General features: G+C 72.0%; 19 protein-coding genes. 14 read left to right on the top strand and 5 right to left on the bottom strand.

Annotated features, from left to right (window positions below; all coding sequences use genetic code 11):
• Nucleotides 1-12: 12 nt before the first annotated feature.
• From CLT74_RS01570 to CLT74_RS01530, 9 genes are all read left to right on the top strand, one after another.
• Complete coding sequence (locus tag CLT74_RS01570) at nt 13-1,947, top strand: glycogen debranching enzyme family protein (RefSeq protein ID WP_099844951.1); 1,935 nt, start codon at nt 13-15, stop codon at nt 1,945-1,947.
• Between the two features lie 140 nt (nt 1,948-2,087).
• Nucleotides 2,088-3,419 carry a glycosyltransferase family 4 protein gene (locus tag CLT74_RS01565; protein WP_099844950.1) on the top strand — a complete coding sequence of 444 codons (1,332 nt, stop codon included), beginning with the start codon at nt 2,088-2,090 and terminating at the stop codon, nt 3,417-3,419.
• 71 nt (nt 3,420-3,490) lie between these two features.
• Nucleotides 3,491-5,356: a serine/threonine-protein kinase gene (locus CLT74_RS01560; protein WP_486581894.1), complete on the top strand. Its 1,866-nt coding sequence runs from the start codon at nt 3,491-3,493 to the stop codon at nt 5,354-5,356.
• 68 nt (nt 5,357-5,424) lie between these two features.
• Entirely contained in the window at nt 5,425-6,003 is a 579-nt protein-coding gene (locus CLT74_RS01555; protein WP_158240164.1) for a DUF1707 and DUF2154 domain-containing protein, read from the top strand.
• A 233-nt stretch (nt 6,004-6,236) separates the two neighbouring features.
• Nucleotides 6,237-7,046, top strand: a complete 810-nt coding sequence (locus CLT74_RS01550; RefSeq protein WP_099844948.1) for a metal-dependent hydrolase — start codon at nt 6,237-6,239, stop codon at nt 7,044-7,046.
• Between the two features lie 20 nt (nt 7,047-7,066).
• Nucleotides 7,067-7,960 carry an amidohydrolase family protein gene (locus CLT74_RS01545; protein ID WP_099851096.1) on the top strand — a complete coding sequence of 298 codons (894 nt, stop codon included), beginning with the start codon at nt 7,067-7,069 and terminating at the stop codon, nt 7,958-7,960.
• Nucleotides 7,961-8,089: 129 nt separating this feature from the next.
• Entirely contained in the window at nt 8,090-9,124 is a 1,035-nt protein-coding gene (locus CLT74_RS01540) for a LacI family DNA-binding transcriptional regulator (protein WP_099844947.1), read from the top strand.
• Nucleotides 9,121-11,352, top strand: coding sequence for an alpha-xylosidase (gene yicI / locus CLT74_RS01535; RefSeq protein ID WP_099844946.1), 2,232 nt, complete (start codon nt 9,121-9,123; stop codon nt 11,350-11,352). Before CLT74_RS01540 ends, yicI begins: the two co-directional genes overlap by 4 nt.
• Nucleotides 11,349-12,746 carry a GH1 family beta-glucosidase gene (locus tag CLT74_RS01530; RefSeq protein WP_099844945.1) on the top strand — a complete coding sequence of 466 codons (1,398 nt, stop codon included), beginning with the start codon at nt 11,349-11,351 and terminating at the stop codon, nt 12,744-12,746. The genes yicI and CLT74_RS01530 overlap by 4 nt, the downstream gene beginning before the upstream one ends.
• Before the next feature lie 24 nt (nt 12,747-12,770).
• Here CLT74_RS01530 and CLT74_RS01525 read toward each other — a convergent pair whose 3' ends face one another.
• The 4 genes from CLT74_RS01525 to CLT74_RS01510 all read right to left on the bottom strand — a co-directional run bounded on the left by CLT74_RS01525 (nt 12,771) and on the right by CLT74_RS01510 (nt 17,847).
• Complete coding sequence (locus tag CLT74_RS01525) at nt 12,771-13,364, bottom strand: nucleotidyltransferase family protein (RefSeq protein WP_099844944.1); 594 nt, start codon at nt 13,362-13,364, stop codon at nt 12,771-12,773.
• Nucleotides 13,365-13,541: 177 nt separating this feature from the next.
• The gene (locus CLT74_RS01520) at nt 13,542-14,501 is read right to left on the bottom strand and encodes an XdhC/CoxI family protein (RefSeq protein ID WP_158240163.1); all 960 of its coding nucleotides are present in this window, start codon (nt 14,499-14,501) and stop codon (nt 13,542-13,544) included.
• Between the two features lie 305 nt (nt 14,502-14,806).
• Nucleotides 14,807-15,913: a hypothetical protein gene (locus CLT74_RS01515; protein WP_099851094.1), complete on the bottom strand. Its 1,107-nt coding sequence runs from the start codon at nt 15,911-15,913 to the stop codon at nt 14,807-14,809.
• Between the two features lie 224 nt (nt 15,914-16,137).
• The gene (locus CLT74_RS01510; RefSeq protein WP_099851093.1) at nt 16,138-17,847 is read right to left on the bottom strand and encodes a bifunctional 3'-5' exonuclease/DNA polymerase; all 1,710 of its coding nucleotides are present in this window, start codon (nt 17,845-17,847) and stop codon (nt 16,138-16,140) included.
• Between the two features lie 47 nt (nt 17,848-17,894).
• Here CLT74_RS01510 and CLT74_RS01505 point away from each other — a divergent pair, with 47 nt between their 5' ends.
• The 5 genes from CLT74_RS01505 to CLT74_RS01485 all read left to right on the top strand — a co-directional run bounded on the left by CLT74_RS01505 (nt 17,895) and on the right by CLT74_RS01485 (nt 21,550).
• Nucleotides 17,895-18,518, top strand: a complete 624-nt coding sequence (locus CLT74_RS01505; protein WP_486581890.1) for an alpha/beta hydrolase — start codon at nt 17,895-17,897, stop codon at nt 18,516-18,518.
• Nucleotides 18,519-18,606: 88 nt separating this feature from the next.
• Nucleotides 18,607-19,488 (top strand): fructosamine kinase family protein, encoded by an 882-nt coding sequence (locus CLT74_RS01500; RefSeq protein WP_099844942.1) that lies wholly within the window; start codon nt 18,607-18,609, stop codon nt 19,486-19,488.
• A 66-nt stretch (nt 19,489-19,554) separates the two neighbouring features.
• Entirely contained in the window at nt 19,555-19,929 is a 375-nt protein-coding gene (locus CLT74_RS01495; RefSeq protein WP_099844941.1) for a VOC family protein, read from the top strand.
• On the top strand, nt 19,913-20,560 hold the full coding sequence (locus tag CLT74_RS01490; RefSeq protein WP_099844940.1) for a GyrI-like domain-containing protein: 648 nt from the start codon (nt 19,913-19,915) through the stop codon (nt 20,558-20,560). Before CLT74_RS01495 ends, CLT74_RS01490 begins: the two co-directional genes overlap by 17 nt.
• Before the next feature lie 33 nt (nt 20,561-20,593).
• On the top strand, nt 20,594-21,550 hold the full coding sequence (locus tag CLT74_RS01485) for a GNAT family N-acetyltransferase (protein WP_099844939.1): 957 nt from the start codon (nt 20,594-20,596) through the stop codon (nt 21,548-21,550).
• Here CLT74_RS01485 and CLT74_RS01480 read toward each other — a convergent pair.
• Nucleotides 21,544-22,341: a MerR family transcriptional regulator gene (locus CLT74_RS01480; RefSeq protein ID WP_099844938.1), complete on the bottom strand. Its 798-nt coding sequence runs from the start codon at nt 22,339-22,341 to the stop codon at nt 21,544-21,546. The genes CLT74_RS01485 and CLT74_RS01480 overlap by 7 nt on opposite strands.
• Nucleotides 22,342-22,388 lie beyond the last annotated feature (47 nt).

Below are 22,388 nucleotides of genomic sequence, written 5' to 3'. Positions count from 1 at the left end.
GGTGGAGGAAAGTTGATCGAGATTCGCTACGGTTCGCAGGTCTGTGGCGAGCTGACCAGTGCCGCCGGCCGCGAGTGGCTGGTGCCCGACGGCCTTGGCGGGTACGCCATGGGCACCGTCGCCGGTCTGCGCACCCGCCGCTACCACGGGCTGCTGGTGATCCCGGGAGAAACCCCGGCCTCCCGCAAGGTGGGACTCGTCAGCCTCGATCCGGCGGTGCTGCTGCCCTCCGGCGCCCGGGTGCGCCTGGGCGCGCACGAGTGGGCCTCCGGTGACGTGGACCCGCGCGGCTTCGAGCTGCTGGAGCGCTTCGACCTGACCGACGGGCTGCCGCGCTGGCGGTGGCGGATCGGCGACGTGGTGATCGAACGGGAGCTGGCCATGCTCCCCGGACGCTCCTGCGTGGCCGTGGTACACCGGCTGGTCAGCGGTGGTCCGGTCGAGCTGGAACTGGCCGCCGCCTGCACCTGGCGGGACGCGCACGGCGAGCGGCGCGGCGACGGACCGCCGCTGCGGATGGACCCGGTCGACGGCGGCGCGGTGATCGAGGGGGCGTACCGGCTGTCCGGGCCCGGCTGGTCGCCACAGGGCCACTGGTGGCGGGGCGTGTACCACCGCGAGGAGGCGGCGCGGGGTCTGCACCCGGAGGAGGACCTGTGGTACGCGGGCCAGTTCCGCGACACCCTGCACCGCCCCGGCGACACCCTGGCGGTGCTGGCCTGGGCCCACGATCCGGCACCGGCACCGCCGCCGGCCGTCGAGGTGGTCGCCGCGGCCCGGCGACGCAACCGGGAGGTGGTGGCGGCGGCCCGGCCCGCCGACGACGTCGAGGCGACCCTGGCGCTGGCCGCCGACGCGTTCGTCGTACGCACCAACGACAGCGCCGTGGACGTGGTGGCCGGCTATCCGTGGTTCGGTGCCTGGTCGCGGGACACGATGATCTCCTACGAGGGGCTCTTCCTGCGTACCGGGCGGGCAGACCTCGGCCGTGAGCTGCTGCGTTCGTACGCGGCGACGCTGTCGGAGGGGATGCTCGCCAACACCGCCGACACCGGTCGGGTCGAGTACAACACCGTCGACGGCACGTTGTGGTTCCTGCACGCGGTCAGCCGACACGTCACCGTCACCGGTGACACCGACCTCGGCGACGAGCTGCTGCCGGCACTGCGCGCGGTGATCGACGCCCATCTGGCCGGCACCCGGTACGGCATCGCCGTCGACCCGGCCGACGGTCTGCTCACCTGCGGTGCCCCCGGTGCCGCCCTGACCTGGATGGACGCCCGGGTGTACGGCGTACCGGTCACCCCCCGCCACGGCAAGCCGGTCGAGGTCAACGCCCTGTGGGTCAACGGGGTGGCCGGCATCGCCGAACTGGCCGAACTGGCCGGGCAGGACGCCGACGGGCTGCACCGGCTGCACGAGCGGGCGGTCAAGGCGTTCCGGGACCGGTTCCCCACCCCGGCCGGCTGGCTGCACGACGTGGTCGACGCGCCGGCACCGGCGTACCCGCTCGGTGGGGCCGCCTTCCACGACGACGACCTGCTGCGCCCCAACCAGCTGCTGGCCTGGTCGTTGCCGTTCGCGCCGCTGGAGCCCGATGGTCAGACGGTGGGCCACGTCGGCGCCGGGCTGCTCACCCCGCTCGGCCCGCGCAGCCTCTCCCCCGACTGTCCCGGCTTCCTGGGCCGGCACCGGGGCGGTCCAGCCGAGCGGGACACCGCATACCACCAGGGCACCGTCTGGCCGTGGCTGATCGGCCCGTACGCCGACGCCAGCCGTCGGGCCGGGCTGCCGGTCGACGACCTGTTCACCGGTCTGGAGGCGCACCTGGGCGAGTACGGCCTCGGTTCGGTGAGCGAGACCGCCGACGGTACGGCCCCGCACACCGCCACCGGATGCCCGTTCCAGGCGTGGTCGGTCGCGGAGCTGCTGCGCGTCCGCCGGTAGCGCTTTACACCCCCGCAACGGTTACGTCTCCGCTGGTTATCCAGCTACGACCAGGATTGGTCCCGATCCGGCCGCAACGCGAACGCTCCCATCCCGGGGGCTTCCGACGGGTGTGCGGAGACAACTCAAAGGGGGCGCGTATGTCACCGAACGCCGACGTGATCGACATCAACCCCGCACGCTCGCAGCGGGTGCTGATGCTGTCCTGGGAGTACCCACCCGTCCTCGTCGGCGGTCTCGGCCGGCACGTGCACGCGCTGTCGGTGGCCCTGACCGCCGCCGGTCACCAGGTCACAGTCGTCACCCGCCACACCGACGGCGCACCCCTTGAGGAATACGTCGACGGAGTCCGCATCATCCGCGCCGCCGAGGACCCGGTCGCCTTCCCACTGGCCACCAACTCGCTGCTCGCCTGGACGATGGCCTTCAACCACACCCTCACCCGTGCCGCCCTGCACGCCACCACCACCGGCACTTACGACGTCATCCACGCCCACGACTGGCTCGTCGCCCACACCGCCATCACCCTGCGCGACCACCTCCACCTACCCCTGGTCACCACCATCCACGCCACCGAAGCGGGCCGACACCAGGGCTGGCTACCCGAGGAGATGAACCGCACCATCCACGGCGTCGAACACTGGCTCAGCAACGCCTCGACCCGGGTCATCGCCTGCTCCGGCTACATGCGCGATCAGGTCACCACGCTGTTCGACACGCCCGAGCACCGGGTGGACGTGGTACCCAACGGCGTCGACGACCGGGCCTGGCGGGCCCGGCCCCGCGCGGTCGCGTCGGCCCGGGCCCGCTTCGCCGGGGACGGGCCGCTTGTCGGGTACGCCGGCCGGCTGGTCTACGAGAAGGGCGTGCAGCACCTGGTCGACGCGGTGCCGAAGCTACGCGCACGGCACCCCGGGCTGCGGGTGCTGATCGCCGGGGACGGCCCCTTCCGGGGCGAGTTGGAGGACCGCACCCGTCAGCTCGGCCTCGCCGGCACCGTACGATTCACCGGCTTCCTCGACAACACCCAGCTCCCGGCGGTGCTCGGCGCCACCGACGCGACTGTCGTGCCGAGCCTCTACGAGCCCTTCGGCATGGTGGCGTTGGAGGCCGCCGCGGCCGGGGCGCCACTCGCCGTGGCCCGCACCGGTGGGCTGGCCGAGATCGTCGAGCCGGGCGTCACCGGCGTCACCTTCCCGCACAGCGACCCGTCGGCGCTGGCCGGTGCCGTGGGCCAGCTCCTCGGCGACGAGGTCTTCGCCCGCCGGGTCGCCCGGCAGGCGCGCAGCATGGTCGGACGACGGTACGGCTGGGCCACCATCGCCGCCCGCACCGCCGACACGTACACCGCGGCCCGTCGCGAGCACGTTGCGCCGTCCGCCCGGCGCGCCGCCGCCGAGATGCCCGCGCGCCGGCAGACGATAGCCATCCCGGACGGCAACCTCCTCGCCGTGGGAGGGGCGGCCTCCTGAGTGGACTCGTCGGATAGGTGATCCCCGATCCACACTAGGGTGTACGCCGGACGGCGGCGGATGGGGGAAACGTGCGAGCGGTGATCGCCGGCCGGTACCGGCTGCTCGATCTGGTCGGGCGCGGCGGGATGGGCACGGTCTGGCGGGCCGAGGACGAGCTGCTGCACCGCCAGGTGGCCATCAAGCAGGTGGTGCTGCCGGCCTGGCTCGGCGGCGACGAGCTGGACCAGTTGCGCGCCCGTACGCTGCGGGAGGCACGCACCGCCGCGCGGCTCAGCCACCCCAACGTGGTCCGCGTCTACGACGTGGTCTCCGAGGCGGACGCGCCCTGGATCGTCATGGAGTACGTGCCGTCGCGCACCCTGCAGGATCTGCTCGACGCCGACGGGCCGCTGTCGCCGCAGCGGGCCGCCCGGATCGGTCTGGCGCTGCTGGACGCGCTGCGAGCGGCGCACGACGCCGGGGTGCTGCATCGCGACGTCAAGCCGGCGAACGTCCTCGTCGCCGACGACGGCCGGGTGCTGCTCACCGACTTCGGGCTGGCCGTCTTCGACGGTGGCGACCAGACGATGACCGGGCCCGGCACCATCCTGGGCTCGCCGCAGTACGTCGCGCCGGAGCGTGCCGCCGAGGGGGTGTCGAGCGAACCGGCCGACCTCTGGTCGCTCGGCGCCACGCTGCACGCCGCCGTCGAGGGTCGTGCCCCGTACGCCCGCAGCACCGCCATGGCGACGCTCAGCGCGCTGGCCTCCGCGCCACCGGACCCGGCACCGCACGCGGGGCCACTGTCGGCGGTGCTGGCCGGACTGCTGCGCCGCGACCTCGCGCACCGCGCCGGCCACGCCGAGACGCGCCGTCGGCTGCTGGCCGCCGCCGGTCCCGATCCGGCCGACCAGCCCGACCGGTCAGGCGAGGACACCGCTCCCCTGCCCACCGCCGGATCGTCTCCCGCCGGTACCGCCCCGTCGGTCGGGGCGGCAGACGGGGCGGCGACGACCCCGACCTCGTCGCGGAGCGAGCCGACCCGGCACCCGCCGGGCGACGAGCCGCCCCCGTGGCCCGGCGGAGACGACCCGGCTCGGACCGGCGGCGGCGACCCGGCCCACGCCGGTGAGGGCGACCCGGCCCACGCCGGTGGGCCGCCACCACGCACTCCGCCTGCCGGTACCCGTGACACGACCCCCGAGGCCGAGCAGCGGCGGGGACCGGTGACCCGACCGTGGGCGCTGGCGGCGGGCGCCGTGCTTGTCGCGATGGCGGCCGGGATCGGCACCGCGCTGACGGTGGTGGGCACCGGTGCGGAGACGCCCGGTGCGGAGACGCAGAGCCCTCAGCCGTACGACGTGGGCGCCCCGGGGCCCGGCGGCCAGGTGCCGCGAGACGGGCGACGCCCGCCCGGTCCGCCGCCAGGCGGCCTCGTCCCCCCACCGCTGCCCTGTGTACGCCCGTGGGTCGACGGTGCCTCGCTGCGGAGCGCGCCGCCCCGCCCCCACGACGGGTTCCGGCCGCCCGCCGGCTGGGTGTGGCATGCCGACGCCGGCGGCTTCCGGGTGGCGTTACCGGCTGACTGGCGGTACTCCCGCGACGACGACGTGGCCTGCTTCCAGGATCCGGCGACCGGTCGCGCGTTCACCGTCGCGGACAGCGCCGACGCCGCCACCGAGCCGATCGCCCAGCTCAGAGCGGTAAGGGACCGGAAACTGGCAGACGGCACCCTGCCCGGCTACCAGGAGTTCCACCTCAGCCGGATCGGCGCCGCCACGGAGTGGGAGTTCGGCTGGCTGACCCCGCACGGCGACCGGCTGCGCGCCACCCAGATCGTGCCGGATCGCCCTCCCCGGGGCCGTACCTGGACGTTGGGCTGGATCACGCGCGAACACGACTGGACGGATTCGGCGGAGCAGTTGGCGACCGTCCGGCTCAGCTTCCGACAGTAGGCCGGGTCCTGCTCGCCGCCGCGCGGGACACGGTCGCCGCCGCGCGGGACACGGATAGTCTCGGAGCCGTGGAACCGGACCGGCACGACGACACCGACCAGCTGCGAGTCTCCGACCGGGAGCGGGAGGAGGTCGTGGAACTGCTCGGCAAGGCAACGGCCGAGGGCCGGCTGACCCTCGACGAGTACTCCGAGCGGGCCGGCGTCGCCCACGCCGCGCAGACCCGCGGCGAGTTGGCCAGGGTGACCAGGGACCTGCCCGACGCGGCGGCCCGCCCTACGACCGGCGCGCTCGCCCCCACCCCGGAGAAGCTGCTGGCCATCTTCGGCAACGAGGTGCGTAAGGGCGCGTGGCCGGTGCCGGAGCGCATCGAGGCTCGGGCGGTCTTCGGTGACTGCCGGATCGAGCTGCACGAGGCCCGGCTGCCCGGGCGGGTGACCCGGATCGACGCGGAGGCGATCCTCGGCAACGTCACGATCGTCGTGGCGGAGGGCACCGATGTCCGGCTCACCGGCAGCGCGGTCTTCGGTAACAAGAAGTCCAAGCTGAGCGGGCCGGTCGCGGCGGGCGCACCGGTGGTGGAGGTGCACTGCCGGGCGATCTTCGGCGACGTGACAGTCCGCGCGCCCCGCAAACGCTTGTGGTGACCCCGGTTCCGCCGACAGCCACGCGCACCCCGGGCGGCACCGCCGTCCCATGGCCGACAGATCGGGCCGGTCGACCCTCACGCGCTGCCATACTCCCTGGTGGTCGGGCCGGTCCACCGACCGGCTCCGATCGCTGTCCGAAGTGGACACTGTGGGTGGTCCCCCTGCGGCGTCGGCACGAACTACAGTGGCGTAGTTTTGGCGCTCAAGATCCCTGGGGAGGGCGAGCCGAGATGATGGGACCGTCGCACGCGCTGTCTGGCGCGGCGGTATGGCTGAGCGGGTCCTGGGCGCTACAGCACTTCTACGACTACGAGCAGTCGCCGTTGGCGTTGGCCGTCGGCACCGCCGTCTGTGCCGGAGGGGCGCTGCTGCCCGATCTCGATTTGTCCGGCAAGGTCACCCGCAATCAGGGTGGCGCGACAGTGGCCCGTACGTTCGGCGTCTTCTCGCTGTTCGTCGCCGAGGTGGTGGAGAAGGTCTCGCTGGGCGTCTACTACGCCACGAAGCTCAGCCGCGATCCCAAGCGCAGCAACGGTCACCGCACGCTCACCCACACCATTCCGTTCACCGTGCTTGTGGGTTGGGGCACCACCACCCTCTGCGCCCGGTACGGCAAGTGGGCCGTCATCGGCATCCTGTTCTTCATGATCGGCCTCGCCCTGCGCGGCCTGTTCGACGAGTGGGCCGAACGGGCCGGCTGGCTCATCGTCACCCTGGTCTCCGCCGGTGCCGCCGTGTTCACCGCCGCGAACCTTCCCGGCGACCGGGGTTATCCGATGATCGGGTTGGCCGTCGGCGTGGGCTGTTTCGTGCACATCATCGGTGACATGATCACCCGGGCCGGGGTACCGATTCTCTGGCCGATCCCGATCAAACGCCGGATGTGGACACCGATCAGCCTGCCCGACAAGATCGCGCTGCGAGCCGGCGGCAAGACCGAGATCGTCGTGGTCCGCACCGCGCTGACCATCGTGTCGGTGCTGGCCACGCTCGGACTTGTCGCTCCCTCGGTGCTGCAGAAGTTCAACCTCGACCTGTGAGCGTCGAGGCCGTCGACCCGGTGATCGTGGCCGCCGACGCGGCCGTGCCACGGTTCTGGCAGCAGCTCGGCCTGCCCGGCCTGGCCGACGTGCACGTGCACTTCCTGCCACCGAGACTGCGCCGTCGGGTGTGGGACTACTTCGACTCGGCCGGCCCGCTTGTGGGGTTGGAGTGGCCGATCCGGTACCGGTGGAGCGACGCGGAACGCGTCGATCATCTCCGCCGGCTGGGGGTACGGGCGTTCAGCGCGCTCGCGTACGCCCACCGGCCCGGCATGGCCGAGGAGCTGAACCGGTGGACGCTCGACTTCGCGCGCGACACCCCCGGATGCCTGCCCTCGGCCACCTTCTTCCCGGAGCCGGCGGCGGCACGCTACGTCGCCGAGGCGATCGACGCCGGTGCCCGGGTGTTCAAGGTGCACCTCCAGGTGGGTGGTTTCGCGCCCACCGACCCGGCGTTGGAGCCGGCGTGGGGCCTGCTCACCGAGGCCGGTGTGCCGGTGGTCGTGCATGCCGGGCACGCTCCGGTGGGCACCGCCCACACCGGGCCGGAGCCGTTCACCGCACTGCTCGCCCGGCACCCCCGACTGCCGGCGATCGTCGCCCACCTGGGCGCACCGGACTACTCCGCCTTCCTGGATCTCGCCGAGCGTCACGAGCGGGTACGGCTGGACACCACAATGGCGTTCACCCCGTTTCTCGACCAGTTCGTGCCCTTTCCCGGCGACGAGCTGTCGCGGCTGCATGAGCTGGGGCTGGCCGGCAAGGTGCTGCTGGGCAGCGACTTTCCGAACATCCCCTACCCGTACGCCGACCAGTTGACCGGTCTGGCCCGGCTCGACCTGGGCGACGACTGGCTGCGGATGGTCTGCTGGCGGGCCGCCGCCGACCTGTTCGGCCTGCCCGCCCGCTGACCGAGCGGGCTCCGACGTCTGTTCGTCATTGCCTGTTGACGTGGTCGTGACACCTGACCTACGTTCTGTCGAACCGCTTAGTCGAAGCGCTTCGACGACGCCGCGGGGCGTACCGCGAGGAGGTGCCGGATGGCCACCATGCAGGACGTCGCGCGGCGCGCCCAGGTCTCGGTCAGCACCGTGTCGTACGTGCTCACCGGTGCCCGTCCGATCTCCCAGGCGACCCGGGACAAGGTTCTCGCCGCCATGACCGAGCTGGACTACCAACCCAACGCCCTGGCACGGGGACTGGCCAGCCGGCGCAGCCGGATCCTCGGGCTGCTGCTGCCGATGGACGAACGTGGCATCGGCGCCACCGAGACCGCCTTCGTCACCGGCGCGACCGCCGCCGCCGTGGCCGCCGGCTACCACCTGGTGCTGTCCCCGATCGGCGTCGGCGACCTCGACGAGCTGCGCCGGCTGGCCAGCCAGCGGATCCTCGACGGCGCCCTGCTGATGGAGGTCCAGCTGCACGACCCCCGGGTGGACGTGCTGCGCGAGGCGGGCGTGCCGACGGTACTCATCGGACGCACCGAGGACCCGACCGGCCTGTCGTACGTCGACATCGACTTCGACCGGACCGTCCGCGACGCCGTCGAGCATCTGGTCGGCCTGGGCCACCGTCGCATCGTCTACGTCAACCACTCGGCCGCCACCATCGCCGAGGGTTACGGCCCGGCGCTGCGAACCCGTGACTCGTTCGCCGCCGCGATGACCGAGCACCGCCTGACACCGCTGATGATCCCCGCCGAGGCCAGCGCCGCCAGTGGTCGAGCCGCGCTGGCCACCGCACTACGGCAGACCCCCGATCTCACCGCTGTGCTGGCGATGAACGAGAGCGCCGTCTTCGGGCTGCTCGGCGAGCTGTCCGCCCGAGGACTGACGGTGCCCGGCGACGTCTCCGTCGTCTCGATGGTCACCTCACCCCAGGTCGCCGAGCTGACCACCCCCGCACTGACCGCGATGACCTCGCCCGGTTCGGCGCTGGGCCGGATCGCGGTGCGGACGCTGCTGCGGCACGTCGAGACCGGCGACGGTGAGATCCACCAGGAACTGCTGCCGTGCGTGCTGGAGGTCCGCGGTTCCAGTGGCCCACCGCGTACGGCGGCAGGAGCCGACAAGTGAAGTTCACCGACGGGTACTGGCACCTGCGTCCCGGGGTCAGCGTGCTGCGCCCCGGCACCGTGGAGTCGGTGGAGCCGGACGAGCGCTCCTTCACCGTCTTCGCACCCATCGGACGGATCACCGGGCGCGGGGACACCCTCAACCGGCCGGTGATCACCGTACGGTTCTTCTCCCTCGCGCCCGGCGTGGTCGGGGTGACCATCGGCCACCACACCGGCGGGCTGCCCAAGCAGCCCCGGTTCACCCTCACCGAGGACACCACACACCCGGTGCAGGTGGAGGTCACCGGGCTCAGCGCGCGGCTGACCACCGGCGAGCTGACCGTCCGGGTCGCGCTGACCGGGCCGTGGCGGGTGGACTTCCTGCGCGGCGACCGGCTGGTCACCTCCTCCACCGAGCGCAGCATCGGGGCGGTCACCGACGTCGACGGCCACAAGTACGTGCACGAACGGTTGACCCTCGGCGTCGGCGAGACCATCTACGGGCTGGGCGAACGCTTCGGCGCGTACGTCAAGAACGGCCAGACCGTCGACATCTGGAACGCCGACGGCGGCACCGCCAGCGAGCAGGCGTACAAGAACGTGCCGTTCTATCTCAGCAGCGCCGGCTACGGGGTCTTCGTGGACCACCCGGAGCACGTGTCGTTCGAGGTCGGCTCCGAGGTGGTGTCGCAGACCCAGTTCAGCGTGCCCGGGCAGTCGCTGACGTACCACCTGATCGACGGACCCACCCCGAAGGACGTGCTGCGGCGGTACACCGCGCTCACCGGCCGGCCGGCGCGGGTGCCGGCCTGGTCGTACGGGCTGTGGCTGTCCACCTCGTTCACCACCGCCTACGACGAGAAGACGGTCACCGAGTTCATCGACGGGATGGCCGAACGGGACCTGCCGCTGTCGGTGTTCCACTTCGACTGCTTCTGGATGCGGCAGTTCCACTGGGTCGACTTCATCTGGGACCCGGCGACCTTCCCGGACCCGGAGGGGATGCTGCGCCGGCTGCACGAGCGTGGCCTGAAGGTGTGCGTCTGGATCAACCCGTACATCGCCCAGCGGTCGTACCTGTTCGAGGAGGGCCGGCAGGCCGGCTACCTGGTCCGCAATCCGGACGGCTCGGTCTGGCAGTGGGACAAGTGGCAGGCCGGCATGGCCCTCGTCGACTTCACCAACCCGGACGCGGTCGACTGGTTCGCCGGCAAACTCAAGGTGCTGCTGGACATGGGCGTCGACTGCTTCAAGACCGACTTCGGCGAGCGCATCCCCACCGACGTGCTCTGGCACGACGGCTCGGACCCGCAGCGGATGCACAACTACTACGCCTACCTCTACAACAAGACCGTCTTCGAGCTGCTGGCGGCCGAACGCGGGGAAGGCGAGGCTGTCGTCTTCGCCCGTTCGGCAACCGCCGGCGGGCAGCAGTTCCCGGTGCACTGGGGTGGCGACTGCGAGTCGACGTTCGTGGCGATGGCCGAGTCGCTGCGCGGCGGGCTGTCGCTGGCCGCCTCCGGGTTCGGCTACTGGAGCCACGACATCGGCGGTTTCGAGGGCACCCCCGACCCGGCGGTGTTCAAACGCTGGATCGCCTTCGGCCTGCTCTCCTCGCACTCGCGGCTGCACGGCTCCGGCTCGTACCGGGTGCCGTGGGCGTACGACGACGAGGCCGTGGACGTGCTGCGCCACTTCACCCGGCTCAAACTCAGTCTGATGCCGTACCTGGCGGCGGCGGCCGAGGAGGCCCACCGCGAGGGTGTACCGGTGATGCGGCCGATGATCCTGGAGTTCCCGGACGATCCGACCGCCGCCCACCTCGACCGGCAGTACATGCTCGGTCCGGACCTGCTCGTCGCACCGGTGATGAGCGCCGACGGTCAGGTGACCTACTACCTGCCCGCCGGCACCTGGACCCACCTGCTCAGCGGTGCCCAGGTCACCGGACCCGGCTGGATGACCGAGAAGCACGACTTCGACAGCGTTCCGGTGCTCGCCCGGCCCGGGTCGGTCATCCCGTTCGGCTCGGTCACCGACCGACCCGACTACGCCTGGGCCGACGGAGTCCGGCTGCGCCTGTTCGCCCCGGTGGCGGGGCAGCGGACCCGGGTCCGGGTGCCGGCACCCGATGGTGGGCCGGCTACCGAGTTCGAGGTGTGCTACCAGGACGGAACGGCCAGCGCCGAGCTGGTGGCGGGCGCGTCGTCCGGGTACGCGTGCGAGGTGACGGAGGTGGCGAGATGAGCGACGTCGTGTTTCCTGAGGGATTCGTCTGGGGTTCGGCGACGGCGGCGTACCAGATCGAGGGCGCGGCGAAGGAGGACGGACGGGGGCCGTCGATCTGGGACACCTACAGTCACACCCCGGGCCGCACCCTGAACGGGGACACCGGCGACGTGGCCGCCGACCACTACCACCGCTGGGCCGACGACCTCGACCAGCTCGCCGCGCTCGGGCTCGGGGCGTACCGGTTCTCCATCGCCTGGCCCCGGGTGCAGCCCGGCGGCTCGGGCGCGCTCAACCAGGCCGGGGTGGACTTCTACTCCCGCCTGGTGGACCGGCTGCTCGACCTGGGCATCCGCCCGGTGGCGACGCTGTACCACTGGGACCTGCCGCAGGAACTGGAGGACGCCGGCGGCTGGCCGGCCCGGGACACCGCCGCCCGCTTCGCCGACTACGCCACGAAGATCGTCGGTGCGCTCGGCGACCGGGTGCACACCTGGACCACCTTCAACGAGCCGTGGTGCTCGGCCTATCTCGGGTACGCCTCCGGAGTGCACGCGCCGGGGCGGACGGAACCGGCCTCGGCGCTGGCCGCCGTACACCATCTGAACCTGGCGCACGGCCTGGCCGGCCGGGTGATCCGCGACCTGGCACCGGCGGCGCAGCTGTCGGTCACACTGAACCTGCACGTCATCCGACCGGCCTCGGACTCGGCCGCCGACGCCGACGCGGCACGTCGGATCGACGCCCTGGCCAACCGGGCGTTCCTCGGCCCGATGCTCGACGGGGCGTACCCGGCGGACCTGCTCGCCGACACCGCCGCCGTGACCGACTGGTCGTTCGTCCGCGACGGCGACGAGCGCATCGCCGCGGTCCCGTTGGACGTGCTCGGGGTCAACTACTACTCGACCACGCTGGTCCGTGCCTGGGACGGTGTGTCGCCCAAGTCGGACTCCGACGGGCACGGTCGCTCGGCGCACTCGGCCTGGGTCGGCTCCGAGTCTGTCGAGTTCCTGCCGCAGCCCGGCCCGTACACCGCGATGGGCTGGAACATCGAGCCGGCCGGTCTGACCGAGCTGCTGCTGCGCCTGCACCGCGAGTATCCCGAGCTGCCGCTGATGATCACCGAGAACGGCGCCGCCTTCGACGACGCCGTGTCGCCGGACGGCGCGATCCACGACGACCGCCGGATCGACTACCTCCACCGGCACATCGCCGCCACACACGAGGCGATGGCCGCCGGCGCCGACGTACGCGGCTACTTCGTCTGGTCCCTGCTGGACAACTTCGAGTGGGCGTACGGCTACGACCGCCGCTTCGGCATCATCCACGTCGACTACGGCACCCAACAGCGCACCTGGAAGGACTCCGCCCACTGGTACCGCCACCTGACCACCACCAACCGCCTCCCCTAACCCGCTCCCCACCCCCGCAAGGAGTCAGACGCCCACGCGTTGTTCCGGGACGGAGAGGCCGTAGAGGGCCATGAGTTCGGGGGTGTCGACCCGGCTGCCGTCGGCCACCGCGTCACAGGCGATGTCGACGATCTGGTCCTTGTGCGCCAGCAGGTACGGGCGGGCACCGACGTCGGCACTGGCCAGGGTCGCGATACCGGGCCAGTGCCGGCGGCCGAAGAGCATCGGGTACCCGCGCAGGCCGTTGTAGGTGGCACAGACAAGCACGTCGGGAAAGGGCAGCGCGGTGACCCGGCGGACCGCCGCGGCGGTGAGCCCCGGCATGTCCACCGGCACCACCACCGCCGCCTCGACCCGGTCGTCGTCGATGCCGGCGAGGCCGGCCCGGATGGACGAGCCGACGCCGGTACCCCAGGCGCGGTTGACCACCACCGTGGCGCGACTCAGGTCGGCGGTCTCGCGGACCTGGTCGGCCGCGGCACCCAGGACGACCACGATCTGCCCGCAGCCCGCCTCCGTCAGCGTGTCGATCATCTGGTCGACAAGTGGCTTGCCGCCCTGGTGCAGCAGGGCTTCCGGCCCGCCGATGCGGCGGCCACCCCCCGCAGCGATGATCATTCCTGCGATCCGGTTCAGAGCTGCGCTCCCTCCAGCGTGGGAGCGGTCGGGGCCGCGTGACCCCGACCCTCCCGTCCTACGCACACCGTTTGCAACGACGGCGGTCGGACGAGAGTGGCGGGGCATTTGGTGTAAATTGGGTATCTATAGGTCAACAGGAGACCCTCGGGTGTCCGCTCACCCGCCGACGGGCGCCTCGCCCAGCACCAGTTCGCCGGCCGTCATCCGGTCTACCGACCGGATCGCGCCCTGCGCGTCACGCAGCCGGCCGCCGCCGCGTCGGTGCCCGACCGCGATGACCTCGGCGAGCATCGACAGCGCGGTCTCGGTGAGGGAAACCCCGCCGAGGTCCAGCCCCGCCGGGCCGGCAAGCCGGCTGAGACCCGGCGTACCGGCCAGCCGGGCCAGCCGCCGGGCGTGCGTGGCCCGGCTGCCCAGAGCACCGACGTAGCCGGCCGGTCCGGCCAGTGCGGCGCGCAGCGCCCGGTCGTCGATGCGTGGGTCGTGGGCCAGTACCAGCACCGCGTCGCGCGGGCCGAGGCGACCCGCTGCCAACCACTCGTCCGGCCAGACGCAGATCACGTCGTCGGCTGCCGGCACCCGGTCCCGTTGGGCGTACGCCGGTCGCGGATCGACCACGACGACCCGGCGTCCCGTCGGGACCGCCAGGGCGGCCAGCGCGGCGGCCAGGTCGGTGGCGCCGACCAGCAGCAACAGTGGACCGGGAACCAGTTCTTCGACGAACCGGTCGTCGCCGTCGGGCAGCCCGTACCGGTTCGCCGCGGTCGACCAGCGAAACGGTTCCCGAAGCTCGACGCTGAGCGCGAGCGGGCGGCGGGTGGCCAGCGCCGCGCCGATGGCCGCGTACACCGGGCCGGTCGGCACGGGACAGAGCAGCACGCCCAGCTCGCCGCAGCAGGCCGGGGTGGGTTCCCACGGCATCAGGTCGGCACCGATGCTGACCGAGGTGAGCCGGGCGCCGGCACCGTCGAGGACCGCACGGGCCTCGTCGAGCAGGGTCGCCTCCACACAGCCGCCGGAGACCGAACCGGTCCAACCGCCGTCCGAGGCGACGGCCATGGTGGCGCCCAGCGGACGCGAGCCGGGGCCGGAACGTCGCACCAGTCGGGCCAGCACCACCCCCTAGCCGACGCCGTGGCGCTGCTGGACGAACGGCCACACCTCCGCCAACACGTCGACGCCCTTCAGCCGGCAACCATTGCGTCCCTTTTTATCGCTTTTACCGGCCCCATGGTGGGAAAGATCCCTTTAATAAGTTGGCGTCGCCGACACGCCACGACCACGTGCGGCTCCTGCACTCCCGGCAGATCGTCTCCGCCGTCGCACGCTGGCGCGGCCACGGCCCCGGACGGGCGGCCCCGGGGCTGGCCTGCGAACGGCCGGCACCGCCCCCAGTGGACGTGACGACGGTGCCGGCCGGGCTACGGCTCGCGTCGGGTGGCCAGGCGTAACCGGCGTTTGACGCCGCCGGCCGCCCGGGTCCTCAGCCGGGAGAGGACGTTCACGTTGTCGTGGTCGCCGGGAGGCGGATGGCTGAGCGCATCGGCGTGCGCCAGCATGCCGACGATCGTCTCGACAGCTACCTGGAGCAGCTGCTCCTCGCCCAGGTCGTCGGGGCTGATGCTCTGCCGCATCACGGTCGGCCGCAACTCGTCGAGGTCACCGACGATCCGGCACGGGTAGTCCTGAAGTTCCTTGATCTGCTGCTCCGCCAGCTCGCGCACCCAGTCGGCCCGGTCCAGGCCGACGCCGAAGGTCACCCCCTCGCGGCGTTTGAGCACCGCGTCGACAAGGTGCCGGTGTACCACCTTCTGGTACGGCGTACGCAGCGGGTACCTGTCGCCCAACGCCAGGTTCACCCGGCGCAGCAGCTCGATCTCGGCTGCGCCGAGCGACGGGTTCGAGGTGGGTTCCGCCAGCTCGCACAGCCCGTCCGGGATCCCGAGGATCCCGGCGAACCGGTGCCACAGCAGGTCCCGTGGGGCGCCGGGCGCAGGAACCGTCACCAGGTACCGGTGTTCCGCGGGGACCAGGTCACCCCACCGACGCAGCATGCGCGGCGCGGTGTGGTTGTTCCAGAAAGCCTCCGCCCGGCCCTCCTCCACCGCACGCATGAAGGCACCGAACCGCCAACCACTGCGGGCCCGGACGCTCTGCTGCCAGAACGACGGGAAGGTACGCCACAGGTCACGACCGGCCGCGATGACGTGCACCTCGGCACCATCCAGGCTCTCCACAGCCCGGGCGGCCTGCGCACCGGTCGCCGCGCCCAGCCCCTCGTTGCTGATGATCACATCGCCGGCCCAGCCACGGGCCTTCTCGGCCAACCGGTCCCAGGTCCAGTAGACGTCGGTGTCCCGCCAGGGTGCCGCGCGCAGGTCGGCCATCGCCTGGTCGTGCGCCACCGGACTACCCGGCAACAGAATGCCCGCCTCCTGCAAGGCGGCGCAATTGTTCCAGAGCACGTTCTGCACATAGGTGCTTCCCGTTTTCGGCGCACCGATATGCAGATACACGCGTCTGGCCATGCCGCCTCCCGGTACCGACACCATGTCGATCGAAGTGGTCACGTTTGCGGAGCCAGGGTGACATACGGCAGGGGTACGCGGGAACAGCGGGCGACCCGGCCTCAGGCGGACGAATTCCCCGCTTTCTCGGCATGTATCTGCCGAGAAATTCGGGTGAACATTTGTCCGCCGGTTCAGGTGGTCAGCAGTTTGTCCAAGGTGATCGGAAGTTCGTCTACCCGCACTCAGAGGGCGTCGGCGTAGCACTCCACGACGGACAGATCCAACGGGAAGCGGACCGGAGTGTCCCCGAACAGCAGCGCGGTCGCTCGCCGGCCGGCCTGCTCCACCACCTCGGCGACCTGCTCGGCCTGCCCCGCCGGGCAGTGCACGATCACCTCGTCGTGTTGAAAGAAGACCAGCTCCGCCCGGGTGTCGGCCAGCTCACCGCGGAGCACCGCGAGCAGGGTGGACGCCCATTCGGCCGCGGTGGCCTGGATGACGAAGTTACGGGTGAACCGGCCCCGGGAGCGGGCCGCCCGGGCCCGGGGCGACTGCACCTCACCGGTCACCTCCGGGTCTGCCGGGCCGTCGTCGTCGGCGCCGAATCCCGCCGTACCGGGCGGGCAGGTCCGCCCCAACCAGGACCGCACCAACCCACCCGTCTCACCGGTCCGCGCCGCGGCCTCGACATGCCCGAACGCTGTCGGATAGCTGCGCCGCAGCACCGCCAGGGCGGGCACCGCCGATCCACCGGTCTGCCCGTACATCGCGCCGAGCAGCGCCAGCTTGGCGCGACCACGGTCACCGCCGAACGCGTCCCGGGCCAGCGCGGCGTACAGGTCACCCGTCGCCCCGGCGGCGGCGAGCCGGGCGTCACCGGAGACGGCCGCCAGCACCCGTGGCTCCAGCTGCCCGGCGTCGGCCACCACGAACCGCCATCCCGGGTCGGCCACCGCCGCCCGGCGGATCACCTTGGGGATCTGCAACGCGCCGCCGCCCCGGGTGGCCCAACGCCCCGACACCACCCCGCCGGGCACGTACTCCGGCCGGAACCGGCCGTCGCGCACCCAGGCGTCCCGCCAGGCCCGGCCGTGCGCCGTCCAGATCCGGTAGAGCTCCTTGTACTCCAGGACCAGCGGCACCGCGGGATGATCAACCCCGCGCAGCACCCAGGCCCGGGTGTTCGGCAGCTCCACGCCGGCTCGCGCGAACGCCTTCAGCAGCTCGGCCGGGCTGTCCGCGTGCACCTGCCGCACCCCGAACGCCTCGGCGATCCGCCCGGCCAGCTCCGCCAGCCGGCGCGGCGGCCCGCCCACCGGAGACGGCTCACCCAGCAGCTCGGCCAGGACCGCGTCGTGCACGTCGGCCCGCCAGGGCAGCCCGGCCGCCCCCATCTCGGCCGCGATCAGCGCACCTGCCGACTCGGCCGCCACCAGCAGGCGGAACCGCCAGGGGTCGTCGGTCGCCGCGACCCGGTCGAGCTGGTCTGTGTACACCCGGGTCAACGCGGTGATGCCCGGACCCGGCGGCCCGGGCACGGCGTCGAAGAGCGCGGCCTGACCGGCACCGGGCGGCGTGGCGACCCGAGGCGGCGGATCAGCCGGAACTGGCGCGCCGGTCAGCCGTGCCCACGCCGCCGCCAGCGCACGCGGCTCACCCCACCGGCCGGCGTACCCGAGCAGCAGCGCCTCGGTCAGCTCCACGTCGTGACACCGCCGCACCGTCACCCCGGCGCGCAGCAGCGCCGGGTAGAGCGCCGCACCGGACGCCCAGACCCAGCGCGGCTGGTCGGTGCGCTCCCGCGCGGCCACTGCGGCGGGCAGGTCGACGACCGCCTCGGGCCCGGACAGCGGCGCGCCCGCCGGGTCGAGGGGTTGCAGCACTCCCCCGCCCCGCTCGTCAGACACCACCGCCACCAGCACGAACGCGATTCTGCCCGGACCCTGCGACACACCCACGCCGGCCCTTGCCGTCGTACCCGCGTGGCAGGCTCCGGGACATGGCGACTTTCGTTTTGATCCACGGCGGCGGCGGCAGCGCCTGGGACTGGCATCGGCTGGTCCCGGAGCTGACCGGCCGTGGCCACGACGTGGTGGTGCCGGAGCTGCCGATCGAGGACCGTTCGGCGGGGTTCGCCGAGTTCCGCGACACGGTGGTCGACGCGATCGGCGAGCGAAGCGATCTGGTGGTCGTCGGCCAGTCTTACGGGGCGTTCACCGCACCGCTGCTTGCCGACAAGCTGCCGGTGCGGCTGATCGTGCTGCTCACGCCGATGATCCCGCGCCCGGGCGAACCGCCCGAGGACTGGTGGGACAACACCGGTTACCGCGGCACCGAAAGTCTCACCGAGGAGCAGCAGTTCTACGACGGCGTGCCGGCCGAGGTCGTCGCGGAGGCTGGGGCACACGTACGGGAGCAGGCCAGCACCGAGTGGCACGAGCCGTGGCCGCTGGAGGCCTGGCCGGACGTGCCGACGAAGGTGCTCATCGCGCGCGATGACCGGTTCTTCCCGGTGGACTTCCAACGCGGGTGGCCGCCGACCGACTCGGTGTCGTCCCGGACGAGATCGACGGCTGCCACGCCGTGGCACTCAGCCATCCCAGGCAACTCGCCGACCGACTGACGGCATACCTGGAGCGCTGACGTCACCGGCAGCCCGCCGCAATACGATCTGTCGGCCAGAGCGTCTCGCCCGGGAGGAGTCCGTCGCGATGTCCCTGACGACCTTCCTGCTGGACCAGCTGCGCCGGGCCGGGATTCGGGACGTCGTCACGGTGCAGCCGACGACAGGTGGAGTCGCCGCGCTCGCGGGCATCGCCACCCGTCGAGACGCGCCACCGGTGTTCGTCAAGGCCCTCGCCGACGCGCCGGCCGACGACGTCTTCGTCGCGGAGGCCGAAGGGCTCGTCGCCCTGCGCGACCTCGGCGGTGTGGCCACCCCCGAGGTGATCCTGGCGGGCCGGGAGCTGCTCGTGCTGTCGGTGCTGCGGCCGAGGCCACCCAGCCGGAGCTTCTGGGAGCGGTTCGCGCACACCCTCGCCCGCCTGCACCTGGGCACCACCCACCCGCGCTTCGGGTGGCACCGTGACAACTGGCTGGGCCGCTGCCGGCAGGTCAACACCTGGGCGGACGACGGCTTCACGTTCTTCGCGCAGCACCGGCTGCTGCGCTGGCTCGGGGAGCCCCGCGTCGACGCGGCACTCGACCCCACGGACCGGGCGGCACTGGAGCGGCTGTGTCACAGGTTGCCCGACCTGCTGCCGGACCGGCCGGCCTGCCTGACACACGGCGACCTGTGGGCCCACAACGTGCTGGCCACCCCGGACGGGCAGCCCGCGCTCATCGACCCGGCCGTGTCCTACATGTGGGCCGAGGTCGACCTCGCCCACGTGTGGTCCACCTCGCCCCCACCCGAGGCACAACGGTTCTTCGACGTCTACGCGGAGCTGACCTCCCTCGACGACGATTGGCGGGATCGCATGCCGATCGTCCAACTACGACAGCACCTCGCCGTGCTGGCCCAGTTCGACGACGTCTGGGGCGCGGGCGACCAGATCCGTGCCACCCTGGCCCCCTTCCGGGCCCGGTCCTGATGCCACCGGCGAGGCCGGCGGCGTCGGTTCTTCGGGTGTGTCGGTAGGGCGGGTTAGCGTGACCGCGTGACTGTAGACCTCTTCGCCGGGATCCCCGTGAGCGACTATCAACGTGCCCTCACCTGGTACGAGCGGCTGCTGGGCTCCGCACCCACATTCGTGCCGAATGACACGGAGGCGGTGTGGGAGCTTGCCGAGCACCGTTACCTCTACATCGAGGAACTGCCCGAGCGGGCCGGCCACGCCCTGCAGACCGTGTTCGTCGACGACCTCGACAGGCGGGTGGCAGACATGGCCGCCCGGGGAATCCAACCTGCCTCGCGAGAGACGTACGAGAACGGCGTGCGCAAGGTGATCTACCGCGACCCCGACGGCAACGAGGTCGGCTTCGGCGGTGCCCCGCTCGACCCGGTCCAGGAAACCGATGACAGCCAAGATTGACTTCAAGAAGACAGTCGACGCCTACCAGGCGCCACGGGGACGGTTCCGGATCGTGGACGTACCCGACATGCGCTACCTCATGATCGACGGTCAGGGCGACCCCAACACCTCACCGACCTTCACCACCGCTGTCGAAGCGCTCTACCCGGTGGCGTACAAACTCAAGTTCGCCAGCAAACGCGACCTCGGGCGTGACTACGTCGTCCCACCCCTGGAGGGCCTGTGGTGGGCCGACGACATGGCCGCCTTCACCACGTCACGGGACAAGTCACTGTGGAGCTGGACCCTGCTGCTCATGGTCCCCGACTGGATCGACACGGCATTTGTCGACACCGCCGCCGAGCAGGCCGGGGCCAAGAACAAGCCCGCACGCCTCGATGACATCCGGCTGGAGACCCTGTCCGAAGGGCGGTGCTTGCAGACCCTGCACGTCGGCTCCTTCGATGACGAGGCAGCCGTGCTCGCCCACCTGCACGACGAGTTCATCCCCGCCCAGGGGCTACGGATGACCGGTAAGCACCACGAGATCTATCTCAGTGACTTCCGACGGGTAGCACCCGAAAAACAGCGCACCATCCTGCGGCAGCCGGTTCTCGCCGAGGCCCCGCCCGCACCGCCGAAACCAGGATGACCTCGACGCCGGTGGCCCCGTAGGGTGCCGGCCATGTCCCCGACCGAGTTACGGCCGTTCACGGCTGTCGACCTGGCTGCCTGCGCCCCGTTGCTCGCCGACCGGCACCGCCGGCACCGCGGCGCACAGCCACTGCTGTCCGCCCGGTTCGAGGACGCCACCGCGACCCTGGCGGAGCTGACCGCCGCGTACGAGACGCCTGACGCGTCGGGAGCTGTCGCGTACCGCGCCGGTGTCCCGGTGGGCTTCGTTCTCGGCGCCCCGAAGCCGTCACCGCTGTGGGGGCCGAACATCTGGGTGGAGGCCGCCGGGCTGGCGGTCAACGACCCCGAGCTGATGCGCGACCTGTACGCGGCAGCCGCCGCCCGCTGGGTCGACGAGGGCCGCACGGCGCACTACGTGGTCGTGCCGGCGCACGACGCGGAACTGGTGCGGGCCTGGTTCCGGCTGGGCTTCGGCCAGCAGCACGCGCACGCCATCCGGCCGGCAACGGCCATGCCGACCGGGCCGTCGGTGCGCCGCGCGACCCGGGCCGACATCCCGGCACTCGCCCAGCTCGATCTTGAGTTGCCGCGGCACCAGGGACAGTCGCCGACCTTCTCCGCCGGCCCAATGGGCACGCTTGAGGAAGCCGTCGCCGAATGGACCGCCGACATCGACAACCCGGCGTACGCCACATTCGTGGCCGAAACCGACGGCCAGGTCATCGGTTCGGCGGTCGGCTGCGCCCTGGAACAGTCGAGCGCACACCTGAGCCTGGCCCGCCCGGAGCGCGCCGGGTTCCTCGGGTTCGCGGCGGTCCTCCCGCACGCCCGTGGCGTCGGCGCCGGCCGGGCCCTCGGCGCAGCCGTCATCGACTGGGCGGCGTCGGCCGGGTTCGACAGCGTGGTCACGGACTGGCGGGTGACAAATCTGCTCTCCTCGCGAGCATGGCCGAAGCTCGGCTTCACCGAGACGTTCCTCCGGCTGCACCGGTTGATCCGCTACTGACCGCCGTAGCCACCACGAAGACGCCAGGGCTCCACATCGAGCCGGCGTGGTTCAGCGCCGACGGCGGACCCGGTGTCGGCGTCGAGGTACTCGGCGAGCCGGGCGGCCCCGACGAGCATGGCTCGGCCACGGGTGGTGAGTTGCTCCCGCCACTGGCGCAGCGACGCGACGAGCGGTTCGGTGCCACCGGCTTCGCGCACCCGACGCAGCACACCGGCGATGTGGTCGAGCCGGTATCCGCCGCGGCGCAGCAGGTGAGCGAGTTCGGCGTCGCGGACGTCGTCCGGTGAGTAGCGGCGGTAGCCGGTCGCCGGCTCACGTGCCGGCTGCAGGATGCCAGCCCGTTCCCACTTGCGCAGGGTCGCCGGTCGTACGCCGAGGCGGTGGGCCAGCACGCTGATCGGCACGGCTCTCCGGCTCTGCGGTTGCCGCTGCGAACCGGTGAGGATGGCGACCGCCGCCTCGACCGCGTCCAGGGTCTCTCGGTCACGCTGAAGCAGGACGTGACTGCCGTCGATCGTGCGTAGCGCGGCGTCGATGTCGCCCCGGTTGACGGCACGCATGATCTCGCCGCTGGCCGGGTAGCCGTGGCCCGCGATCAGCGCGAGGTAGGCGCTCAGCGCCTTGGCGTGCACTTCGGTGAACCGGCGGTAGCCGGTGGGGCTGCGCTGGGCCGTCGGCAGGACGCCATCTCGTTCGTAGTTACGCACGGCCTGCGGGGAGAGGCCGTGCCGGCGCGCGAGGTCGACTGGTCGGCGTACCCCTGGGTTGGAGGGTTTGGTGGCCTTCACCGTGCTCCGTCGCTCTCAAGTCTCAACCGGAGGTTCAACGATACGGT

Source organism: Verrucosispora sp. CNZ293, from assembly GCF_002754655.1.
The sequence above is the reverse complement of the archived record's forward strand: the minus strand, read 5'-3'. Positions and strand labels throughout refer to the sequence as shown.